The following is a 21,419-nucleotide window of genomic DNA, read 5'->3' on the forward strand; positions in this document are numbered from 1 at the left end:
TTGATGAAGGGGCTGCATCTGGCAGGTATTTACAAGGATTTCGGCAGCGTACGCGCTGTCGAAAACATCAAGCTGGATTTCGCAGAAGGGGAACTGACCGCGCTTCTGGGGCCGTCGGGTTGTGGCAAGACCACGCTGTTGCGGATGATTGCCGGGCTGGAAATGCCCAGCGGCGGGTCGATCCTTCTGGGGGAGGACAACATCACCGCGCTGGCGGCGCACAAGCGCCGCTTTGGCATGGTGTTCCAGAACTTCGCGCTGTTCCCGCATCTGAGCGTGCGCGAAAACGTCGTTTATTCGCTGGTCATAGCGGGCACATCGAAATCGGACGCGATCGACACCGGCGAACGGTTGCTGGACCTGGTCCAGCTCAGTGGTTATGGCGACCGCCGCATTGGCGAACTGTCCGGTGGTCAGCGTCAGCGCGTCGCCATCGCCCGCGCCTTGGCCCAGGAACCCGAGGTGTTTTTGCTGGATGAACCGATGTCGGCGCTCGACGCAAAGCTGCGCGAAGACATGCAGGTCGAATTGCGGCTGTTGCAGCAACGGCTGGGCATCACCACCATCGTGGTGACTCATGACCAGCGCGAGGCGATGACCATGGCCGACAAGATCGTGGTGATGAGTCAGGGCCGGGTCGAACAGGTTGGCCCGCCGCAACAGATTTATCATCGCCCCGAAAACGCCTTCGTCGCCGATTTCATCGGCAAGGCGAATTTCTTCGACGGTGTGGTCGAGGCGGGCAAGGTCCGGGTGGGTCAGTCGCTGCTGGAACTGAAAACCCCGGCGGAATTCATTTCCGGGTCGCCGGTGCAAATCGCCTGCCGACCGGAAACGCCCTATCTGGATAGCGACGGCATTGCGGGCAGCAGGCTGAAGGCTTCGGTCACCTTCGTGCGCGATGTCGGGCCGGTGCGCGATATCCATCTGCAGACCGAGATCGGGCCGATGATCGTCGAATATGCCCGTGGCGAGACCGAGCGCAGCTTCACTGTCGGGCAGGAGACAATTGTCACTCTGCCGGTCGAAGGGCTGCACGTCTTCCCGCGCAACGAAAGGGCCGCAGCATGAGCGCGGCAAGCCAGGTTGTCGTCCCGATGACCGTTGCGGCGGCTGCGAAGCGCCCGCCACTGGCACGGATCGCGATCTGGGTGGTGACGCTGTTTTTGTGCCTGACGCCGTTCCTGCTGGTGATCGTCATTTCGTTCGGCCACAAGGTCGAAGGGGCGAGCTGGGAATGGGCGTTTTCGCTGGACAATTACCAGCGCGTTTTCGTCGGTGCCAACTGGCCGGACGAGGTTACCTTTCTCTATCTTCAGAAACTCTACTACTCGCTCTATTACGCTGTGATCGCCTCGGTTCTGGCCGTGCTCACGGCGTTTCCTTTCACCTACCTGATGACGGGTCTGTCGAAACGGGCGCAAAGCGTCTGGCTGGTCTTCATCCTGTCCAGCCTGTCGCTGTCGGAAGTCTTTATCGTGATGGGATGGGACGTGCTGTTGTCGAACCGGTCAGGCCTGCCGATGGTGTTCAAGGCAACCGGGCTGACCCAGTGGCTGAAGGATGTGGGATGGTTCGACACCCTGCGCGATTGGGGTCTGGCCAATCCGCGCAACGTGAAATTCAAAACGTCGGTTTTCGCCACGGTTCTGACCATGGCTTATCTGGTCTGGCCCTATGCGGTGATCCTGCTTTACCCGCCGTTATCGCGGCTTGACCGCAGCATGACCGAGGCCGCCCGCACGATGGGTGCGGGGCCCTGGACGGTGATACGCACGGTTGTCTTGCCTGCTGTACGGTTGCCTCTGATCGGATCTGTCCTGCTTTTGTTCGTGTTCCTGCTAGGGGTCTATGTCGCGGTCACGGTCTTTGCCGAACCGGCCAAGCAGACCATGGCGGTTTCGGTCTATGAAGCGGTGCGGGGTAACACGCTCAATGCGCCTTTCGGTTCGGCGCAGGCAGTGATCCTGCTGCTGACGGCGGGGCTGTTCCTGACGCTTGGCCAGTGGTTGACGCGGAGGAATGCATCATGATCCTGCGCACCCTTGGCAATCTGTTCATGGCGCTGTCGGCGGTGATGCTGTCACTGCCCATCGTCGTGGTCTGCGGCGCGGCGCTGAATTCGGGGCGGTCGATGTTTTTCCCCCCGCGCGACCCGACACTGGCGCGGTTCCACGAATTTTTCATCTCAGAACCAGTCTGGGTCGAGGCGCTGACCAATTCGATGATCATTGCCTTTGGCAGCGCCGCCCTGGCCGTGCTGATCGCCTGGCCGATGGCTTATGAGTTGTGGGCGCGTGGTGACAAGGCGTCGAAATTCCTGGCCGGTCTCGGGTCGATGCCCTTCGCCCTGCCGCCGATCGTCTTTGGCGTCGGACTGGGGTTCCTGTGGACCTTTCTTGGCGTGCTTGGGTCGGTCTGGGCCGGGGTGGTTAGCCATGCGGCGCTGTTTCTGGCACTGCCGATCGTGACGATTTCGATCGGGTTGCAATCCATCGACCGGTCGCATCTGGATGCCGCCGCGACCATGGGGGCCACCCGAGCCGTGACTTTTCGCACCGTGATCCTGCCGCAGACGATCCCCTATACCGTGTCAGGTTTCTTCTTTGCGCTGGTGCTCAGTTTCAACGAGTTCATCGTGATGTTCTTCGTGTCGGCGTCGTCCTATTCAACCGTCACGCTGCAGATCTTCAATTCGCTGCGCAACGGCTACACGCCGACGATGGCGGTGGCCGCGATCACCTTCATCTGCGTGTCCGTTATGGTGTTTTCCGCCGTCGCCCGCTGGGGCGATCTGCCCCGCCTGATGGGGGCTGAATCGACCAAATCCTGATGCCAATTTCCGAAAAGGAGACAGCTATGCCCCGTCAACCCACTCTCGTCGGCCAACCGGTCCTGATCGTGGTCGATATCCAGAAGGGCGCCTTTCTGGATCGCTCGAACGCCGGTATCCCGACCATGCCGGACTATTACGACAACATGGCCCGCGCCCGCCGGGTGGTCGACGCCGCCCACGATGCCGGCATCCCGGTGATCTTCTTCCAGGAAATCCACCGCCGCAACATGGTCGATTATGGCCGCCAACTGGACGGGTCCGAAGGCATCCACTGTCTTGAGGGCGAACCGGGAACGCCGGTTGCGGCCGAGGAAATGGATATGCGCTCGACCGATTACTTTATCCACAAACGGCGCTATTCCTGTTTCTTCGGGACCGAGCTGGAGATTCTGTTGAAAGGGCTGAAGGCCGAAACCCTGATCCTGGTGGGCGGTATGACCGATGTCTGTGTGCATTACACTTTCGCCGATGGGCATCAGAACGATTATTACTGCCGGGTGATTTCCGACAGCGTCGGCGGCACATCGCCAGAGGCGCATCAGGCGTCCCTCAACGCGATGGAATACCTGCAGGAAGGTGCGGTGCAGACCACCGATGAAATCAGCGCCAAGCTGGCCGCATTCAAACAGGCAGCCGCGTGATCGAGATAACCGACCTGCAGGCGCATTGGCGCCGCGACTGGATCAAGGCGCCGGGGTTCGAGGATGCGACGACGCGGGTGCATTGGATGCAACGCGGCGCGCTTTATGCCGATCTGCGCATCCCGACTGACCGGCCCGACCTGACAGGGGCCGCATCGCTGGCCGATCTCGACCCGGCGGCGTTTGCCGTGCTGATGCGGGCCGAAGGATTCGCCGGGACAATCACGGTTGATGACAGCATCTGCACATGGGAGCGCCGGATCAACTGGCACGGGGTGCCGGACGGGGTGGATGCGGGGCGGATGTCCTTCAACGACGCCGGCGGATTGATCGAGGCGGGCGTCGATGCCGACTATACAGAACTGTGGCGAAAGATGCCGGATGCCCCGTCAGAGGCCCAACGCGTCGCTTGCGATGGGATGGAGGGCGTTTTGGTGCAGTCCGAAACCGGGTTTTTGATCGGGCTGGGCCTGCCCGGCACACCGGCAACGTCCCCGCTGATCGCGGCGTTGGAGGCGGGCAGGCTGCCGGACGGATTGGCGGCGCATTTCAGAACGGTCTATGCTTGGGGGCATTGGCAGGACGATGATGGCATCGCCGACCTGTGCACCAATCCGTTCCTGGAAACCCGACCAGTGCTGCGGCGCACAGGGCAGGGGATCACCTTTGAGATTGTCGATTTCGACGGTCAGGAACGCAGCCTCGCGCTGACGCAATTCTGATCCGTCAGGACATCGCCCACAGTTCGAGATAGTGATCAATGATCTGGTGCAGCCGGTCCGGCCCAAAGGCCGGATCGTGACCCCCATGCACGATCTTTACCGGCAGATCGCGGATCCGTTTCAGGGTCGCCGCGTAATCCGGTACGCTCATCCCAGCCCCGGCGAAAATCAGCGGCCCGTCATAGATCGCATCGGCCCCGAACAGGGTGCCGGTTTCGGCGTGCCACAGCCCGACCTGTCCCGGCGAATGGCCGGGCAGGTGCAGCACCTCGGCCTGCCAGTCGCCCAGGTCGATCATATCGCCATCTTCGACCAATCCGGTGGCTGCGGCGGGTTGGATCGCGTAGGCGCTGAGGTCGTAATCGGCGGCCGGCACAGCATCGACCAGATAGTCCCACAGCGGATCATAGCCGGCTTCGGTGAACATCGCGGCCAGCGGTGCCGGGATGTCGGCGCTTTTGAGCGAATAGGGGGACGGGGCGGCAAGCTCGTCCGCTTCTGCCGGGTGCACCAGCCGGGTTTCGAATTCATGCGCCGCGCCGATATGGTCGACATGGGTGTGGGTCGACAGGCAGATCACCGGCTTGTCCGGATCGGGGCGCAGTGCGTCGACCACCGGGCGCAAAGGCGCGATACCCATTCCGCTGTCGATCAGCAGGTCGGCATCGCGGCCGAGCACCAGATGCATGTTCGCCGAAAAGATCGGGTGAACATGCGGTTCAGTGATCAGCCACAGGTTCGGGGCCAAGGATTCGGTGTGATACCACGGGTGTGCAACAGGATGTGTCATGCCGCGATCCTAGGACGGATGGCCGGTTTGCGGTGATTTATCGCCGTATTAATCGGCAAAACCCCTGCTTGAGATTAAAAAATAATCACAGTTGCTGGCAGCCACTGCCTTTTTCAGCAAATCCATATCGGTTCGCGCCCGGTTTTGCCAACCTGAATGTGCAGGGTGTCTAGGGTTCCGCCCGTTGATCGCAGCATCAACAAGGGGTCAGGTCCGAGAGATGCCGCCGGCGCGGCCAACTCCGCGCTGGTACACGGCGGGGGAAAATCCCGGGAGATTACTGCGTCGGCTTGTCCGCGCTTAATCTATGCGAACCTCCAGCGGACTGGTGGCCGACATTGCGCAACGCAAATACGGGAGACAGTCTATGTTCAAGAAAAGCGTTCTGGCGGCGTCGGTTCTGGCGACTATGGTTGGCGCGCCGCTGGCGGCAGAAGAAAAGACCGATTTCAAGGTCGCGTGGTCGATCTATGTCGGCTGGATGCCCTGGGGCTATCTGGAAGACAGCGGCATCATGGATAAATGGGCCGAAAAATATGGCATCGATGTCGAGATCGTTCAGATCAACGACTATATCGAGTCGATCAACCAATATACCGCAGGTGCGTTTGACGGTGTGTCGGCGACCAATATGGATACGCTGTCGATCCCGTCGGGCGGCGGCGTCGATACTACGGCGCTGATCGTGGGTGATTTTTCCAACGGCAACGACGCGGTGATCCTGAAGGGCGAGGGCGATCTGAAGTCGCTTGCAGGCAAGCCGGTGAACCTGGTCGAACTCAGCGTGTCGCATTACCTGCTGGCGCGCGGGCTCGAAAGCGCGGGGCTGAGCGAAGCGGACTTGGACGGTGTGATCAACACGTCTGACGCCGACATGATCGCCGCCTTCGCGACACCGGATGTCGAAGCGGTGGTGACCTGGAACCCTCTGGTGTCGTCGATCATGGAGGACCCGAAGGCGACCAAGATTTTCGATAGTTCGCAGATCCCGGGCGAAATCATCGACCTGATGGTGGTCAACACCGAAACGCTGAAAGACAACCCGGCCTTCGGCAAGGCGATGGCGGGGGCCTGGTACGAAGTCATGGCGCTGATGTCGTCGGATACGCCCGAGGGCAAGGCTGCGCGCGAAGCGATGGCCGAAGCGTCGGGCACCGATCTGGCGGGTTACGATGCGCAGCTGGATTCCACCGCGATGTTCTATGACCCGGCCGAAGCCGTCAGCTTCACCCAAGGGCCCGAGCTGAAGACCACCATGACCAACGTGGCGCAGTTCCTGTTCGACAAGGGTATTCTTGGCGAAGGCGCGCCATCGCCGGATTTCGTCGGCGTCGAATATCCCGACGGGTCGGTCACCGGCGACGCGGGCAACGTAACCTTCCGCTATGACACGACTTTCATGAAAATGGCCGCCGACGGCGCGCTTTGATGTGAAAGGGGGCCCGGCCATCGCGGTCGGGCCCAGATAGCCCAATGCGCCTGATCAACAGAAAACCCAACCGGCCGCTGGCGGTGTTCCTGCTTTTAGTGCCGTTTGTGCTTGCGCTTATCGCCTATGCGGTGGCGTCCGATATCCGGTTGGCTGAAAACCCTGCAGACAAGTTATTGCCGGCACCTTCCAAGATCGTCGCCACCGCCGAACGCCTGTTCACCGAACCGGACAAACGTTCGGGCCGCATCCTGCTGTGGCACGATACCGCGATCAGCCTGCGACGGCTGGGGCTGGGGGTGATGCTGTCGGCGCTGGCCGGGCTGGTTTTCGGGCTTTTGATCGGGTTGTTACCTCATCTCAGGGCAATGTTTTCCGGGTTTGTCGCGGTCATCTCGATGATCCCGCCGCTGGCGATCCTGCCGATCCTGTTCATCGTGTTCGGGCTGGGCGAGCTGTCGAAGGTGGTGCTGATCGTGATCGGCATCACACCCTTCCTGATCCGCGACATGTCACAACGCACGCTGGAAATCCCGCGCGAGATGATCGTGAAGGCGGAAACCCTTGGTGCCTCGACCGCCACCATCGCTCTGCGCGTGGCGCTGCAGCAGGTGTTGCCGCGGCTGATCCAGTCGATGCGCCTGTCGCTGGGGCCTGCCTGGTTGTTCCTGATCGCGGCCGAGGCGATCGCGTCGGACCTTGGCCTTGGCTACCGCATCTTCATCGTGCGCCGCTACCTCGCGATGGACGTGATCCTGACCTACGTCTTGTGGATCACCCTGCTGGCCTTTGCCCTCGACTGGTGCCTGAAGAAACTGTCGCAAAAACTTTTCCCCTGGGCGGAGGCATCGCTATGAGCTTCGTATCCGTCCGCGACGTGTTCCAATACTACGATAAGCGCCCGATCCTCGAACGGGTCAACCTGGAGGTCGAAGAGGGCGAATTCATCTCCATCGTCGGGGCCTCGGGCTGCGGCAAATCCACTTTCCTGCGGATGCTGCTGGCGCAGGAAACGCCGACCCGCGGTTCGATCACTGTCGATGGCAACCCGCCCGCCGTCGAACCGGGACTGGAACGCGGTGTGGTGTTCCAGCGCTATTCGACTTTCCCGCATCTGAGCGTGCGCGACAATATCGTCGCGGGCGAAAGTTTCCGCCGCCCCTTGGGGCGGTTCTGGGGGGCGGAGAAAAAGGCCGCCCGGGCGCGTGCCGACGAAACGCTGGCGCGGATCGGATTGGATCACGTCGCCGACAATTTCCCCGCCACCCTGTCGGGCGGGATGCAGCAGAGGTTGGCGATCGGTCAGGCGCTGGTGGCGCGGCCACGCATCCTGTTGCTCGACGAACCTTTCGGCGCGCTTGATCCCGGCACCCGGCTGTCGATGCACGATTTCCTGTCCGAGCTGCGCGATGAGACCGGCATGACCGTGTTCATGGTCACCCACGACCTTGAGGAAGGGTTCAAGCTGGGCGACCGGGTCGTCGTTTTCGACAAACCCCGATGGGACCCGCATGACCCCGGCGCCTATGGCGCCACCATCACCTACGATTTCGACGCCAGAAATGGCGGATTTCCCTACCAGACCATAAAGGAGAAGACTCATGTTCTTCGACCCAACTGAGCGGAGACGCTCGCACCACCCGGCCGATCAGCGCCGCGAGGAAAAGCGGTTTCACCACCCCGACCTCACCAAGCTGGCAGGTTGGCGGGCGATGCAGATAGAAGGCGACCTGCCCGAAGACCGTTTGAACGAGGAACGCCGTTGGGCGTTGCGCATGGGGCTGACCGGGGCAGACACGATCGAGGACAAGTCGATCCCGACCTTCGCGCGCGGTGAACTGCCGCATTTCGCTGGCATCAACACCTTCCTCAAAGCGCCCTATGCCGAGGATGTGCTGGAAGTCGCCAATTACGATGCCACCGTTCTGGGCATCCCGTTCGATGGCGGCACCACCTATCGTCCCGGCACCCGGTTCGGTCCGCAGGGTTTGCGGAAAATTTCTGCGCTCTACACGCCTTATAACTACGAACTCGGTGTCGACCTGCGCGAACAGATGACGCTGTGTGATGCGGGCGACGTGTTTACCATCCCTGCCAATATCGAAAAAAGTTTTGATCAGATCAGCCGGGCCGTAAGCCATGTGGCCAGTTCGGGATCGCTGCCGATCATGATTGGCGGCGACCATTCAATCGGGTTTCCCTGTGTGCGCGGCATCGCCGAATGCACCAGCAAGAAGATCGGCATCGTCCATTTCGACCGCCATGCCGATATTCAGGAAAAGGATCTCGACGAACGGATGCACACGACGCCGTGGTTCCATGCCACCAACATGCCAAATGTTCCGGCCAAGAACCTTGTCCAGATCGGCATCGGCGGCTGGCAGGTGCCGCGCGAGGCGGTGAAGGTTGCCCGCGAACGCCAGACCAACATTATCACCATGGGCGACATGGAAAAGATGGGCATCGACAAGACCCTTGAAATGGCTCTGGAAATGGCGTGGGACGGGGTCGACATGGTCTATATGTCCTTTGACATCGACAGCATCGACTGTGGTTTCGTTCCCGGCACCGGCTGGCCCGAACCGGGCGGTTTCCTGCCGCGTGAGGCGCTGGCGCTGGCGTCGGGCATCGCGGCCGAAGGCATCTGCGGCATGGAGCTGGTCGAAGTTTCGCCGCCCTATGACACCTCGGACATCACCGCGCTGATGGGCACCCGGGTCATCGTCGACGTGCTGGGCGCGTTGGTGTCGAACGGCAAGATGGGCGCGCATAAGAAGTTCATCGACAAGCCGGTTTCGATCCCGCATGGCGAATTCGAAGGCAAGAGGTGGTCAAATGCCACATGATCACGGGCCGCACGGCCACCACCATCACGATCACCATGATCATCACGACCACGACCATGCCCCGCATGGGGCAGGTCACAACCATTCTCATCCTGACCACCTGCATTCCCACATGCACGGCGAAGACGAGGCTGCGGACCTTCAGGTCCTCGCCACGCAATTCATCGACGGCTACTTGCAGGCCAAGGATAAGACCTCCTACCTCAAACTGGCCGGGGTAGCCTTTGAACGCCCCGGCGCGGGCGGGGACAAGGTTCTGAAACTTGTGGATGTGGAACTCAAGACCGACTGGCAGGTGGGCACCGCTTCGCCCTCCTTCGGGTCGCGCGAACTATCCTATTTGCCCTACCCGGGCGAAATGGTGCGCGAACGCACCAACATGTCGCTGATCTATGTCTCGATGGACGAAAAATCGACGCTCGACATCCGCGACTTTCTCCAGTCACGAAAGAAGGAAATTGACCAATGAAAAAACTGTTTCTTACCGTATTCGCACTTTCTCCTGTGGCTGCAACTGCGCATGAGATCCCACATCAGGTCGGGCATCTCCACCCGCATGGCGCATCCTACGCAATCGGTGTCGGTATTGCGGCGGCCATTGCCTGGCACGTGCGGCGGCGTCAGTAAGACGCGGCTCCTCGGTTCCGATGGTGTTGCGGTTCTTTCTGAACCGACAACGCCATCGGATCGACACCGGTCCGGTTTGCCGCCACAAATGTGGTTTGGAACTCGTGGCAATGATACGCGGCTTGGGGTGTCCGTGATTTCATTCACCCCGCAAAGTCGCCTGTGCTTCTTCTCCCAGCCAGGAAACCATAATGGGCACTCTCATCGAGAATGTCGATGAATTTGGCTGTCAGGGCAACTTTCCGGACCCTACTAGGCTGACAAAGCCCTTGAGCGATGCTCAATTTGCCAGCATCGCTTTCATTCCGTTCTCGGGAAAACAAGTCGCAGACCGTCCGGTTGATTCCTGCCAGCTTCCGATGGAACGGCGGGTTTTGTAACCGGGTAATCCGTCGGCACCGCCTACATCGTACCCTTTCATCTCCAGTACGCGCTGCATCGTCGCGATGTCAGAGCGAAAAAGCCCACCCATCTTTTTCCAAGGGGCGGCGAAATCGCCCACCCCGAACTGAATGCGATCGCCCACGTGACCAACGAAGAGCGCGTAGAGATCGCTCATATTGTAGTCCTTCAGCACATAGAAGTTCGGTGTGACGATAAAGGCCGGCCCAAGTCGCCCCGCCGGCATCAGCAGATACCCCTCACCGGATTGTTCGTGATCGGGAAAGGGGCGGCCCGATACGCGGGTGATCCCCATTGTGCTCCAATCGGCGATTGGCCGACCTTGATCCGGTCCCTCCAGCGTGCAGGACACCGAGGGTGGAACCTCGACTTCGAACCCCCAGTCACGCCCCGCCACCCAGCCGTGTTGCTGCAGGTAGGTGCCGATTGAGGCTATGGTATCGGCCTCGGATTCCCAAATGTCCGCACGTCCATCGCCATTCCCATCGACTGCGTAACTCAAGAAGTTCGACGGCATGAATTGTGGCTGGCCAAGGGCTCCGGCCCAGCTGCTCTTCATGCCGCGCGGCGGCACGTGGCCTGCTTCGGCAATCCGCAGGGCTGCAACCAGTTCCTTGGTAAAATAATCCGCCCTGGTGCTCATGAATCCTTTTGTGCCGAGCACTTCAAAGGCATCATAGCGGATCGGCGCCTGACCATAGCCGCTCTCGCGCCCCCAGATGGCAAGGATGATGCGCCCGGGCACGCCTGTAGACTTTTCCACGTTCGACAGAGTGCTGGAATGACGCGTGGCCATCCGCCGCCCAACCGAAGCGGCATTTTCCACCGCGCTCTGGCTGAAGTACTTCCCGGGGGCGCCGAATTCGGCCTGCCGTTGCCGCTTGGGCGTTTCCGGTTTGGTTCCGGGTGGCACTAGGTCGGGTAGGTCCCAGTTCAACCTCACGCCTGAAAAAGCAGCTTCGAATGTGCCGCGCGAAACCCCTTGGACTTTGGCTTGCACCCATACAGTCTGCTCTAGCCAATTGCGGAATTGAGCCTCCACTTCGGTGCGTTCCAGGGCCATGGCTGGAGAATAGACCAGGGTGAGAGAAAGCAGAAATAGTAGGGCGCGCTGGAACACCATCCTGCGTTTACCCGATTGGGTATGCCCGGCGCGGCAGAGACTTGATATCGGCATGTCGGCGTTCCTTTGCTCGCGGGTAACCTATGGAGTGTCTTCCAAATCGCGGTATTGCCGGTTGCGCGCTGTCGCACCAGCGGGGATCAAAACCGGACGAAGGCAGTCCCTTCGGTTCGTTTATCGCATATGCCGTTTCTATCCTGATCTTTTCTCCGGCTGAATACTGTTCGCGGGTGGTGCCGCGAATGTCTTTCACGACCTTCTCGCCATTGTTCGCGCGTGTTCTGGGTTTCTGGTTCATCGTCACTCCATGAAGATTATGATGAACCAGAAACCCTTCCTTATCAAACGACCTTAAACGGTCCCATGGGTGCTGATGGTAGACAGTGCCACCATCATTCACAAAAGCCCCTGCTAGCGGGGGTCTTTTCATTTGTGACCCAAGCACGGTTCTGGCGGCGGGTTAGACCAAGGCGACACCGGGGTTTTCCGGGTCCGCACATTTCAACAACCAGTCGCGCACGATCACCGCTTGGCGTGTCGCGCCCGGATGCAGTTTGATATAGAATTCCCGCGGTGACGGCAGGTCTTCGGGCCACAGCTTGACCAAAGCGCCAGAGCTCATCAACGATCCGGTCAATCCGCCCCAGCCCAGCACCGCGCCCATATCGCCCTGTGCCGCCTGCAAGGCGATGACATAATTATTGACCCGATACCCGCCGCCCAGCGGCCCGTCATAACCAAGCTCTTTGCACCAGTCGGACCAGTGGGTCCAGCCGGTGGCTGGCATATCCATGTGGATAAGGGGTGTCTGCGCAAAATCGGCAATCGTGTCGATCCGGTGCCGGGCGGCGAAACGCGGACTGCCAAGCGCCGCGATACGGTCACGAAACAACAACCTGACATCGCCCTTCGCATCGTCCATCAAACCGTATTCGATGCTCAAATCGCAGGACGGTGCCTGATCGGGGAAATCGGTGACATTCTGCGATACCGGGATATGCGGGTGACTTTGCCAGAATTCGGCCAGTTTCGGCGCCAGCCATTGCGAACTGACCGCGGTCGAGGCCCGGATTGTGACGCCCGCGCCAGAAGCATCGGACCGCAGTTGCGCCACCGCGTCGGAAATTTCTTCGAACCCGCGTTGCAGCGCGACCAGCAGATAGGCCCCGGTCTCGGTCAGTTCCACGCCACGGTGATTGCGGCGGAACAGCACCTGACGCAGTTCGGTTTCCAGCGCCTTGACCTGATGGCTGACCGCCGCCGGGGTGACATTCAATTCCTGCGCGGCGGCCTTGAAACTGACATGGCGCGCAGCGGCCTCGAAGCTGGCCAAGGCGCTGAGCGGAGGCAGGTTGTAGGGACGAATTGCCATAGCTGGATTGGCCCTGACTGAGATCAAATCATAGTATCAAAGCATAACGGCGCGTTTAAGGCTTAGTTCAGGTAAGCCTTGATGAGTCTTATTGTAGTTGTCAACCGGCCACCGGATTCGCAGGGTTTGTCATCGCAGGCAGCGCAACAAGGGGGATCGCAATGCTGATGGAAAACAATTCGGCCCGGGCCGGACGGCGCGGCCGCCGCAACAAGGACCGGGACACGCGGCGCAATATCTCCGGTCAGAACCTGCATTTACAGGTCCCCTACATCACCCGCCAGATCCCCAGCTATGATCTGTTGGGGCCCGAAAGCCTGAACCGGATCGAGGCGGCGATGGATCGCATCCTTGCCGAGATCGGGATTGAATTTCGCGACGATCCGGCCACGGTCGACCTGTTCCGCCAAGCGGGCGGGCAGGTTACCGCGATCGGGTCTGGTGTCTGGAACATCAAGTTCGAGCCGGGAATGATCCGTGAAATCGTGAAAACCGCGCCCGAACGGTTTACCCAACATGCGCGCAATCCGCTGAATTCTGTGGAAATCGGCGGCGATGCGATGGTTTTTGCCCCCGCCTATGGTTCGCCTTTTGTGATGGATCTGGATCAGGGGCGCCGCTATGGCACGATCCAGGATTTTGAAAATTTCGTGAAGCTGGGCCAGTCTTCGCCCTGGCTGCACCATTCCGGCGGTACGATTTGCGAACCGACCGACGTGGCGGTGAACAAACGGCATCTGGATATGGTCTATGCCCATATGCGCTATTCCGACCGTGGATTTCTGGGGTCGATCACGGCGCCCGAACGGGCCGAGGATTCGATCGAAATGTGCCGCATCCTGTTCGGGGCGGATTTCGTCGACGAAAACTGTGTGATCATGGGCAATTTCAACACCACCTCGCCGCTGGTGCTGGACGGGGTGACAACGCAGGGCATCACCGCCTATGCGCGCGCTGGGCAGGGGTCGATCCATGTGCCCTTCCTGCTGGGGGGCGCGGTGGCTCCGCTGACCATGGCGGGGACCGTTGCGCAATGTCTGGCTGAATCGATGACCGCCTGCGCGTTGACCCAACTGGTGCGCCCCGGCGTGCCGGTGGTTTTGGGCGGGTTTGTCAGCACCATGGCGCTTCGCACTGGCTCGCCCACCTTCGGCACCCCCGAAGCGGCGCTTGGATCGCTGGTCATGGGGCAGATGGCGCGGCGTTTCAAACTGCCACTGCGCTGCGCGGGCAATTTCGCCACCTCGAAACTGCCCGATGGGCAGGCGATGCAGCAGGCGATGATGTCGATGATGTCGGCGGTGCAGGGCGGGGCTAATTTCATTCTGCATTCGGCCGGGTTCCTCGATGGGCTGTTATCTATGTCTTATGAGAAATTCGTGATGGACTGCGACATGTGTGGCGCCCTGCACGCGTATATGAAGGGGATGGCGGTGGATGACGAAACGCTGGGGATCGACGCTTTGGCCGAACAGGGTCCGGGCGAACATCTTTTTGGCACCGCTCATACGCTGCGCCATTACAAGACCGCCTATTGGGACAGTGCGCTGAACGACGATCAGCCGTTCGAAACGTGGTCCGAACAGGGTGGTGTCGATATGGCCACCCGGGCCAATCGGCATTGGAAACAGGTACTAGAGACCTTTCAACCGCCCGCTATGGCGGATGATACCGATCTGGCGCTGAAAGACTTTATCGCACGTAAGAAAGCGTCGATGGAGGATGCGTGGTACTGAAATTCAGCCCTTTGACGGGCGCGCGGCCACAGGCATACGCAATCCCAACGGCTATACCCAATCGCCGAAACCGCCAGCCGCATGGCCGCCTGAGTCCCCAAGACGAGTGTGCTGAACCCGGCCGGTAACAGCTATCTTGCCTGTCCTGATCTTCGGGTGATCCGTGGCGGGCCTTGCTGGGATTGTGTCACGACTGTCCCTGATGGCGCGCAGGCCCGAGTTCTGGTCTTGTATCGAACCCGTTGGGGTTAAAAAAATATCAGAATTTGCCGACAAATGTCCCCGTTTGTCCGTCGTCAGAGTTTTTGGCGAACTGACCTGCCACTGAACTTTCATCCGTTCGGAGCCGGAGTTCTTTGGGTTGATGCGCTGATTGGCGCAGGCGGAGCACCCGACAGCCACGCTGCGCGATCTGAAAGCTCCGCGTGGCTGTCGGGTGCGGTGAGCAGGCGCTCAGCGAACGAGCACTCTAAGCCCGAAACGGACATAGCTGATCGGTGTACTGGGCGCAAAGCCGTTCGCTGGAAGGGGGTGGCTCGGCTCCGGATCAGCCAAGCGCCTTGAGCAGCGCCGCCACCAGCTTTTGCGGCCGGTAGTTCAGGTCTGACGGTGTCAGCCCCATCCGCACCACCACCAGATCGGCCGAAGGGATCACCGTAACGGTTTGCCCGTCATGCCCTTCAAGCCAATAGGTATCGGCAGGCAGCCCATAGGCCCGATCATCGCCGGCCTTTTGTTCGGGAGCGGGTCCGGCCAGCCATGTCATCCCCTGTCCGTAAACCGCATCGGCCGGCGAGGGTGCATGCATCATGGCCGCGAACCCTTCGGGCAGGATCTGACGCCCGTTCCATGTGCCATCCTGCAACAGGAATTGCCCGAACCGCGCCCAATCGCGTGCGGTCGCGTAAAGGTAAGAGCCGCCGACGAAAGTGCCTGCCGCATCGGTTTCAAAAACCGCGCTGCCCATCCCCAGGGGAGCGAACAGCGCCTTGCGCGGCCAGTCAAGCGCGGCCTGGCGATCGCCGATCGCGTTTTGCCAGATCCGCGACAGGATCACCGCCGTGCCGGTGGAATAATTAAAGGTCGTGCCCGGCTTGTGATCGAGCTGTTGCGAGGCTGCGAACCCTGCCATGTCGGATTGCAGATAGAGCATCCGCGTCACATCCGAGACATCGCCGTAATCTTCGTTGAAATGCAGCCCGCTCGACATCGACAACAGCTGCGCCACGGTGATCGCGGCGCGCCCGTCATCGCCCCATTGCGTCAGCAGCCGGTCTTGGTCCAGACGCAGCCTGCCCGCCTTGATCACGGTCCCCGCGAGGGCGGCTGTTACCGTCTTGCTCATCGACCAGCCCAGCAATGGCATCTGCGGGTCGAACCCCGCGCCATAGTTTTCCGCCACGATCCGGCCGTGATGGACGACGACGGTCGCGCGCATTCCCGGTCCGGCCAAACCCGGATCCGCGATGATCTGCGCCAGATCGCCATGTTGGCTCAGATCCACCCCCGTGCCCTCGGGCCAAAGTGTTTGTGAGGCCACCGGACCGGGCGCGGCAGGCGCCGCCTGATCGTCGGCCTGCGCCATATTGCCATCGGGCAGCGCCGCGCAGCCAAGCCCCGGCCTGTGTTCGGATGTCATCGGCGCAATCAACCTGAGAAAGGCCGACCGCACCCGTCCCGTCGCGCTGTCGTTGTTCACCTTGAACGCGCGCAGCACCGGATTGCCTGGCGCCTGCACATCGGTCTCGAGAACCTCATTCGGGTCGCGGCCCTGTAAATAGGTCGCGGAACAGACGATCTTGGAACTGTATCCGGCGCCCACGCGCAGCAAAGTGGGCGGCACCAGATAGAGATAGAGCACCGCCCCGAATATTCCTGCGATGACAAGGGCCAGCAGCCCAACCAGTAATTTACGCAAGCTCCACATGCGCGACCTCCCCAGATTTTGCGACAGTCTTGTCAAAGCGGGCAGGGCGAGCAAAGACATTCTTGCCCAATTAACGTGGGGTCATCGGCGCGGCGCGGCGTAACGGATCATGTCAGAGTGGTCGGCATGCGTCAGCTTTGAGCTTGTCTACTTCGGCCTATGTCTCCGTTCGGCAGCAACTTTGCAAATTTCGTTTCCTGCGCAAAGCCGCCATTAGTGGTTCCTAAGCGATCAGCATGATACTTTCCATTATCGACATGATCTGCGGCTGGGAAATAGGTCACGCTATTGGTGTGTTTACTCGCGCGATACTTACTTGATGCAGAGGAATTAGATTGGGGGACCGGCTGGGGGACTATTAGTGTCTCCCATTTTTTTTTGCCCTTTAAAACCAATGCTATGGTTGCTTGAAAGTGGTGCCCCCACACGGACTCGAACCGCGGACCTACTGATTACAAATCAGTTGCTCTACCAGCTGAGCTATAGGGGCATTGAGCGCGAGGTAGCATTGCCTTGAAAAAATCTCAAGCGAGCAATTGAAAAAAATGACGCCTTAAGGCCGGTGTCTTCGGATCGGGTCGTATGCGGTTGGCGGATCGTCAGAGTGCGTCGGGACGCGCTGCGAGGAAAATGAGAATTCGAACCAACAGGATAAGAGAGAAATTGGAGCGGGCGAGGCGATTCGAACGCCCGACCCTAACCTTGGCAAGGTTATGCTCTACCCCTGAGCTACGCCCGCTCGGCGTGTTGTCTGTAACGTCGACATCTTACGTTTCCCGTGGGGTGCCCGGTCTTGCGACCGGTGGGAAAATTGGAGCGGGCGAGGCGATTCGAACGCCCGACCCTAACCTTGGCAAGGTTATGCTCTACCCCTGAGCTACGCCCGCTTCCTTGGGTGAGGCGTCAGATATAAACTATGGCCGTAAGCTGCAAGAGGAAAATGACCTTCGGCGCTAAAAAATATGCTCTGCGCAGGGCCTGTCAGATCAGTGCGTGGCCCAGATTGCCAAGGGCCGCCAACACGATCATGGCCAAGGTCAGCACGATGCCCAATTGCCGCATTGATACGATCTGAGGCTGGTGGCCAAAGCCATAAGCATGTAACACGCGCCCAACAACCAATGCGGCGCCGAGAAGATGCACAGCCCAACCCGGCGCACCCTGAATTTCCGAAATGCCCAGCAGGATCAGACCGATCGGGGCGTATTCGGCGCAATTGGCCTGACAGCGGATCGCTTTGATCAATGCGTGATCGCCACCGTCACCGACCGAAACCCGCGCCTTGAGCCGCCGACGAATGACATTGGCGCTGAGCGTGATGAAGAGAAGCCCGAGCAGGCTGGCATAGATGGCGGTTATGGCAAGCATTTTGTTCTCCGTTGAAACCACTTGCTCTTAACTTGACCGACACTTGGATCATTGCAAGCGTCGACTGGCGTGACGTGGGATCATCTGGAGATCAGGCCAGTTCTATGGACCCGAGTGCCCTGCGGTTGGGGCAGGGTGGGCTACCGGTCCGACGGGTGGTTGATGCCGTCGGTCCAGGGCACGTTACCCAGATCGCGCGGGTTGACGCCTTCGATACAGCCGACGTTCACACCGTATTCATTAGGGTTCGACCGGCGCTGGTGATGGGTGTAGATGCCGCAGGTTTTGCAGAAATAATGTTTCGCCGTGCCGGTGCCCCAAGTGTAAAGCGTCAGGTTCTCCGCCCCTTTTACCACGTCGATCCCATCCAACGGCGCGGAAACCGCGATCGCGCCGCGCCGTCGGCAGAAGGAACAATCGCAGCGCCGGGCAGTGGCAAAGCCATCGACCAGGGTGACGGCCAGTTCGACCGCGCCGCAATGGCAGGTGAGCTTCAGCGGGGCGGTCGTCATTTGCGTCTCCTTACGCGGGGAATGTGGGTCGGGGACAGTTCATAGCGGGTTTCCGGATGTGGTGGGCGGCCATGATGCCGGTTCCAAAACTGGGTACCGCCCTGACGCAGCCAGATCGGCAGGGTCAGTACGAAACCGGCAATGAACCCACCCGCATGGGCCCAATAGGCCACACCCCCCGTCGTGGCATCGGCCCCGGTGCCGGACACGAGCTGGAGCAGAAACCAAACCCCCAACATCATCCACGCCGGTACCGAAAATATCCGGAAGAAGATGATGAAAATGAACAAGATGTCGATCCGGGCCTTGGGATAAAGCAGAAGGTAGCCCCCCATCACCCCGGCGATCGCGCCGGACGCGCCCACCGTGGGCACATCCGAATAGGGCGCGGCGATGACATGGGTCAGCGCCGCCGCGAGCCCCGACGCGAGATAGAACAGCAGATAGCCAGCATGCCCCATCTGGTCTTCCAGATTGTCGCCGAATATCCACAAAAACAGCATATTACCCGCCAGATGCATGAAGCCGCCATGCATGAACATGGTGGTGAACAGGGTGATCATGTCCTGTCCCTGCGCCACCCGGGCGGGGACCAGCGCCCAATGGTCGAAAAACGACGCCAGAGCGCGTTGATCGGCAAACAGGCCGACATAACTGAGAAACACCAGCACATTCACTACGATCAGGGCGTAGGTGACATAGGGGGTGCGCTCGGACGGGTTGTGATCTCGGATCGGTAACATGGACGGACGATTTCGGCTTTTGCAGGCGGCGTCAACCATGCAAAGAGCCAGGCTCGCGCTGTCGTGACTTGATCGGCGCGGAATTTGCGCCATCCTTGGGGTCATGAGACATCTGATCGCCCTTGTTTTTCTGTTCTTGGCGCCGATGGCCGCAGCCTGCCCGGATGCGCCGGATCATTCCGCAGCGCTCAACGACCTGTTGCAGCGCATTCAGCGGGCGCCGAACGAATATCAGGCACGGCGGATCAGCAATGAAATGTGGGCGCTGTGGGCCGATGCCCCGGACGAGGCGGCGCAGGCGGTGCTGGATCGCGGCATGGGCAAACGGCGCAGCTTTGACCTGATCGGTGCGCTGGAGGATTTTGACCGGCTGATCGCCTACTGCCCCGACTATGCCGAGGGGTATAACCAGCGCGCTTTCGTCCGCTTCCTGCAACAGGATTACGACAGCGCGCTGATTGATCTCGATCATGCGCTGAAACTGTCCCCGACCCATGTTGCGGCACTTGCCGGCAAGGCGCTGACGCTGATCGGGCTGGGCCGGGATGAGGAAGGGCAGGCGGTGCTGCGATTGGCGCTAAGCCTGAACCCGTGGCTGCCAGAACGCAATCTTCTGCAAGCCCCCAAGGGCGAAGAACTTTGAACGCCGATCCGCTTTACACCCCGCGTGATTTCGCTATTGTCCCGGCACCAAACCAGCGCGGGCGTGATGGAATGGTAGACATACCAGACTTAAAATCTGTTGGGGCCTAGCCCCGTGTGGGTTCGAGTCCCACCGCCCGCACCACTTATACACATTATCTCATTGTTTTTATTATCTTCTAGAAATGATATGTGCCCATAACCCCCCAGCCAACCCCCCAGGCAACATTCACTAGGGTATCAATCTGTTTCGGAAAACCAGACCGATACACTTTGACAAATCACGTCAGCATATGGCCGATGGCGTCGTTGATTGCTTTGAACTTGTCGAGGTCGAGGTGAAGCAAGGCCAAACGTTCGCCGAGAACCAACGTGGCTGGCACCCTGTCCAGGAATGCCGATAGGCCATGGCGATTAGCAAGGCCGGTCAGAGAGTCAGTGAGTGCGGTGCGCTCGAGTTCGAATTGCTTCTCCTTAAGCTCTGTGATGTCGATTCGGACTCCGACACGACCACCATCCGACGTCTCTCGCTCAAGAATTCTCAGCCACCGCCCCCCAGGCAGCTCCTGTTCCACCATGTTGTCCGCGCGGCGATGCGTTTCAAGCCTCTCACGTAGCCATTCTTCCTCGCGACCTATGGCCGTGGGGAACTGCCCCCGCGCAAGCCCGAAACGTAAGATACTTTCAAAGGAGGCGCCCTCCACAATTGCGGGAGCGTTCAGGGCGTACAGCTCTCGATACTTCGAATTGCATATGACGAGGCGGTCCTCGTCGTCATAGAGCGCAAACCCGTCTGGCAAAGCCTCAATCGCAGTATTCAGCTTCTTCGTCGCGGCAGATGCTTCGGCTTCCGCCTTAATTTGAGCCGACACGTCAAGAACGGCGCCGAGTTAATGCGGTCTGGGGCCCTCAATATAGCGCATTGTCACCTGAGCATCATATTTAGTTCCGTTCTTGCGAAGGTGCTTTGTTGTGAAATTGATATCGTCGGATTGGCGTCTCTCCATTTGTTGCAGGAGGCTGCGAAATGATGCCTCGTCCAATTCGGGCTTGATGTCGATTGGTGTCATCTCCAGCAGCTCGGATATCGTATATTGCAGGTTTTGCTGGGCACGTGTGTTGACATGACTGAATCTGAGATTGTCTGCAGCGAAGGCGTACAGTTCGACCGGCATGATGTGGAAAGCTTGCTCGAAAACCTTCGATTCCATGTCGATTGTTTCCCTCTCTTCACGTTCGATCGCCGGGCACGACGTCATAGATTGCATGCCACATTTTCCGCCTTGTCCAACGTTTCCCGGCGGATCCGCTGGTGGCAATGCCAGAAGCATTAGGTTCGAAAGTAGAGCGAAACAGCCTTAACGAAAGGTTAAAAGACCTGCCCCTGAGGGAGTAATCGACCGTGTTCAGCTTCAAGCTGATGATGACTTGGTTTACACGACGAGCCGAACTCGCGACGCCAGAGGGCCGCACACGTCCGCCAGCTCTTCGCTTGCGAGAGCCATGGCATTTCACAGGGTTTTGCTAGAACGCTTCTGTAGATCTCAATTTAAAGCCCGCTTATATTCTCGAATAGTGAAGTGGTCCCAGTTTTCCGGACAGGTTTGCAGCCTTTCTAAGGTGTATCCGATTTAAGTTTCATGCTGCCAATTTCTGTTCTCGACCGTGCCAATATGCCTCCCTCGGCGTTCGATGCTCAAGGG

Annotated in this window: 22 protein-coding genes, 4 tRNA genes and 1 riboswitch; of the genes, 14 read left to right on the forward strand and 12 right to left on the reverse strand. The window is 59.7% G+C overall.

Features of this window, described 5'->3' with window-relative positions; all coding sequences use genetic code 11:
- The first annotated feature begins 3 nt into the window (after positions 1-3).
- The 5 genes from VOI23_RS18190 to VOI23_RS18210 are packed head-to-tail and all read left to right on the forward strand — an operon-like array spanning position 4 to position 4,199.
- Positions 4-1,071 (forward strand): ABC transporter ATP-binding protein, encoded by a 1,068-nt coding sequence (locus VOI23_RS18190; RefSeq protein ID WP_323786466.1) that lies wholly within the window; start codon positions 4-6, stop codon positions 1,069-1,071.
- Positions 1,068-2,033: a hypothetical protein gene (locus VOI23_RS18195; protein WP_323786467.1), complete on the forward strand. Its 966-nt coding sequence runs from the start codon at positions 1,068-1,070 to the stop codon at positions 2,031-2,033. The genes VOI23_RS18190 and VOI23_RS18195 overlap by 4 nt, the downstream gene beginning before the upstream one ends.
- Positions 2,030-2,833 (forward strand): ABC transporter permease, encoded by an 804-nt coding sequence (locus VOI23_RS18200; protein ID WP_323786468.1) that lies wholly within the window; start codon positions 2,030-2,032, stop codon positions 2,831-2,833. Before VOI23_RS18195 ends, VOI23_RS18200 begins: the two co-directional genes overlap by 4 nt.
- Positions 2,834-2,859: 26 nt before the next feature.
- Positions 2,860-3,477 (forward strand): cysteine hydrolase, encoded by a 618-nt coding sequence (locus VOI23_RS18205; protein ID WP_323786470.1) that lies wholly within the window; start codon positions 2,860-2,862, stop codon positions 3,475-3,477.
- Positions 3,474-4,199 carry a hypothetical protein gene (locus VOI23_RS18210; protein ID WP_323786471.1) on the forward strand — a complete coding sequence of 242 codons (726 nt, stop codon included), beginning with the start codon at positions 3,474-3,476 and terminating at the stop codon, positions 4,197-4,199. The genes VOI23_RS18205 and VOI23_RS18210 overlap by 4 nt, the downstream gene beginning before the upstream one ends.
- Before the next feature lie 4 nt (positions 4,200-4,203).
- Here VOI23_RS18210 and VOI23_RS18215 read toward each other — a convergent pair whose 3' ends face one another.
- Positions 4,204-4,989 carry an MBL fold metallo-hydrolase gene (locus VOI23_RS18215; RefSeq protein ID WP_323786472.1) on the reverse strand — a complete coding sequence of 262 codons (786 nt, stop codon included), beginning with the start codon at positions 4,987-4,989 and terminating at the stop codon, positions 4,204-4,206.
- Between the two features lie 158 nt (positions 4,990-5,147).
- A riboswitch (guanidine-I (ykkC/yxkD leader) is annotated at positions 5,148-5,267 on the forward strand.
- An 89-nt stretch (positions 5,268-5,356) separates the two neighbouring features.
- Between VOI23_RS18215 and VOI23_RS18220 the strand changes: the two genes are divergently transcribed.
- Genes VOI23_RS18220 through VOI23_RS18245 form a run of 6 tightly spaced genes read left to right on the forward strand, consistent with a single transcriptional unit; the run spans position 5,357 to position 9,891 of the window.
- Complete coding sequence (locus VOI23_RS18220; RefSeq protein WP_323786473.1) at positions 5,357-6,418, forward strand: putative urea ABC transporter substrate-binding protein; 1,062 nt, start codon at positions 5,357-5,359, stop codon at positions 6,416-6,418.
- A 44-nt stretch (positions 6,419-6,462) separates the two neighbouring features.
- Entirely contained in the window at positions 6,463-7,275 is an 813-nt protein-coding gene (locus VOI23_RS18225) for an ABC transporter permease (RefSeq protein WP_323786474.1), read from the forward strand.
- Positions 7,272-8,039, forward strand: a complete 768-nt coding sequence (locus VOI23_RS18230; protein ID WP_323786475.1) for an ATP-binding cassette domain-containing protein — start codon at positions 7,272-7,274, stop codon at positions 8,037-8,039. The genes VOI23_RS18225 and VOI23_RS18230 overlap by 4 nt, the downstream gene beginning before the upstream one ends.
- Positions 8,020-9,264, forward strand: coding sequence for an agmatinase family protein (locus VOI23_RS18235; protein ID WP_323786477.1), 1,245 nt, complete (start codon positions 8,020-8,022; stop codon positions 9,262-9,264). The genes VOI23_RS18230 and VOI23_RS18235 overlap by 20 nt, the downstream gene beginning before the upstream one ends.
- Positions 9,254-9,733 carry a hypothetical protein gene (locus VOI23_RS18240; RefSeq protein ID WP_323786478.1) on the forward strand — a complete coding sequence of 160 codons (480 nt, stop codon included), beginning with the start codon at positions 9,254-9,256 and terminating at the stop codon, positions 9,731-9,733. Before VOI23_RS18235 ends, VOI23_RS18240 begins: the two co-directional genes overlap by 11 nt.
- The gene (locus VOI23_RS18245; RefSeq protein WP_323786480.1) at positions 9,730-9,891 is read left to right on the forward strand and encodes a hypothetical protein; all 162 of its coding nucleotides are present in this window, start codon (positions 9,730-9,732) and stop codon (positions 9,889-9,891) included. Before VOI23_RS18240 ends, VOI23_RS18245 begins: the two co-directional genes overlap by 4 nt.
- 280 nt (positions 9,892-10,171) lie before the next feature.
- Here the strand turns inward: VOI23_RS18245 and VOI23_RS18250 are convergent, their stop codons facing one another.
- Positions 10,172-11,416, reverse strand: a complete 1,245-nt coding sequence (locus VOI23_RS18250) for a lytic murein transglycosylase (protein WP_323786481.1) — start codon at positions 11,414-11,416, stop codon at positions 10,172-10,174.
- A gap of 460 nt (positions 11,417-11,876) precedes the next feature.
- Positions 11,877-12,788: a LysR family transcriptional regulator gene (locus tag VOI23_RS18255; protein WP_323786483.1), complete on the reverse strand. Its 912-nt coding sequence runs from the start codon at positions 12,786-12,788 to the stop codon at positions 11,877-11,879.
- A gap of 161 nt (positions 12,789-12,949) precedes the next feature.
- On the opposite strand from VOI23_RS18255, the gene VOI23_RS18260 reads away from it, so the two are divergent.
- Positions 12,950-14,524: a trimethylamine methyltransferase family protein gene (locus tag VOI23_RS18260; protein ID WP_323786485.1), complete on the forward strand. Its 1,575-nt coding sequence runs from the start codon at positions 12,950-12,952 to the stop codon at positions 14,522-14,524.
- A 547-nt stretch (positions 14,525-15,071) separates the two neighbouring features.
- Here VOI23_RS18260 and VOI23_RS18265 read toward each other — a convergent pair.
- The 7 genes from VOI23_RS18265 to VOI23_RS18295 form a co-directional block, all read right to left on the reverse strand.
- Positions 15,072-16,451 carry a serine hydrolase gene (locus tag VOI23_RS18265; protein ID WP_323786486.1) on the reverse strand — a complete coding sequence of 460 codons (1,380 nt, stop codon included), beginning with the start codon at positions 16,449-16,451 and terminating at the stop codon, positions 15,072-15,074.
- Positions 16,452-16,865: 414 nt separating this feature from the next.
- Positions 16,866-16,941: transfer RNA gene (locus tag VOI23_RS18270), tRNA-Thr, on the reverse strand.
- A gap of 174 nt (positions 16,942-17,115) precedes the next feature.
- Positions 17,116-17,190 (reverse strand) — tRNA-Gly (locus VOI23_RS18275).
- 73 nt (positions 17,191-17,263) lie between these two features.
- A tRNA-Gly gene (locus tag VOI23_RS18280) sits at positions 17,264-17,338 on the reverse strand.
- Between the two features lie 94 nt (positions 17,339-17,432).
- A complete protein-coding gene (locus tag VOI23_RS18285; protein ID WP_323786487.1) occupies positions 17,433-17,819 on the reverse strand; it encodes an MAPEG family protein in 387 nt (128 codons plus the stop codon).
- 140 nt (positions 17,820-17,959) lie between these two features.
- On the reverse strand, positions 17,960-18,331 hold the full coding sequence (locus tag VOI23_RS18290; protein WP_323786488.1) for a GFA family protein: 372 nt from the start codon (positions 18,329-18,331) through the stop codon (positions 17,960-17,962).
- Positions 18,328-19,074, reverse strand: a complete 747-nt coding sequence (locus tag VOI23_RS18295) for a rhomboid family intramembrane serine protease (RefSeq protein WP_323786489.1) — start codon at positions 19,072-19,074, stop codon at positions 18,328-18,330. Before VOI23_RS18295 ends, VOI23_RS18290 begins: the two co-directional genes overlap by 4 nt.
- 103 nt (positions 19,075-19,177) lie before the next feature.
- Between VOI23_RS18295 and VOI23_RS18300 the strand changes: the two genes are divergently transcribed.
- Positions 19,178-19,717: a tetratricopeptide repeat protein gene (locus VOI23_RS18300; RefSeq protein WP_323786490.1), complete on the forward strand. Its 540-nt coding sequence runs from the start codon at positions 19,178-19,180 to the stop codon at positions 19,715-19,717.
- A 57-nt stretch (positions 19,718-19,774) separates the two neighbouring features.
- Positions 19,775-19,861: transfer RNA gene (locus tag VOI23_RS18305), tRNA-Leu, on the forward strand.
- A 136-nt stretch (positions 19,862-19,997) separates the two neighbouring features.
- Here VOI23_RS18305 and VOI23_RS18310 read toward each other — a convergent pair.
- Positions 19,998-20,588 carry a PAS-domain containing protein gene (locus tag VOI23_RS18310; RefSeq protein WP_323786491.1) on the reverse strand — a complete coding sequence of 197 codons (591 nt, stop codon included), beginning with the start codon at positions 20,586-20,588 and terminating at the stop codon, positions 19,998-20,000.
- An 18-nt stretch (positions 20,589-20,606) separates the two neighbouring features.
- Entirely contained in the window at positions 20,607-20,984 is a 378-nt protein-coding gene (locus tag VOI23_RS18315; RefSeq protein ID WP_323786492.1) for a PAS domain S-box protein, read from the reverse strand.
- Positions 20,985-21,419: the final 435 nt, after the last annotated feature.

This window comes from Thalassovita sp. (assembly GCF_034670005.1).
Classification (GTDB): domain Bacteria; phylum Pseudomonadota; class Alphaproteobacteria; order Rhodobacterales; family Rhodobacteraceae; genus Thalassobius.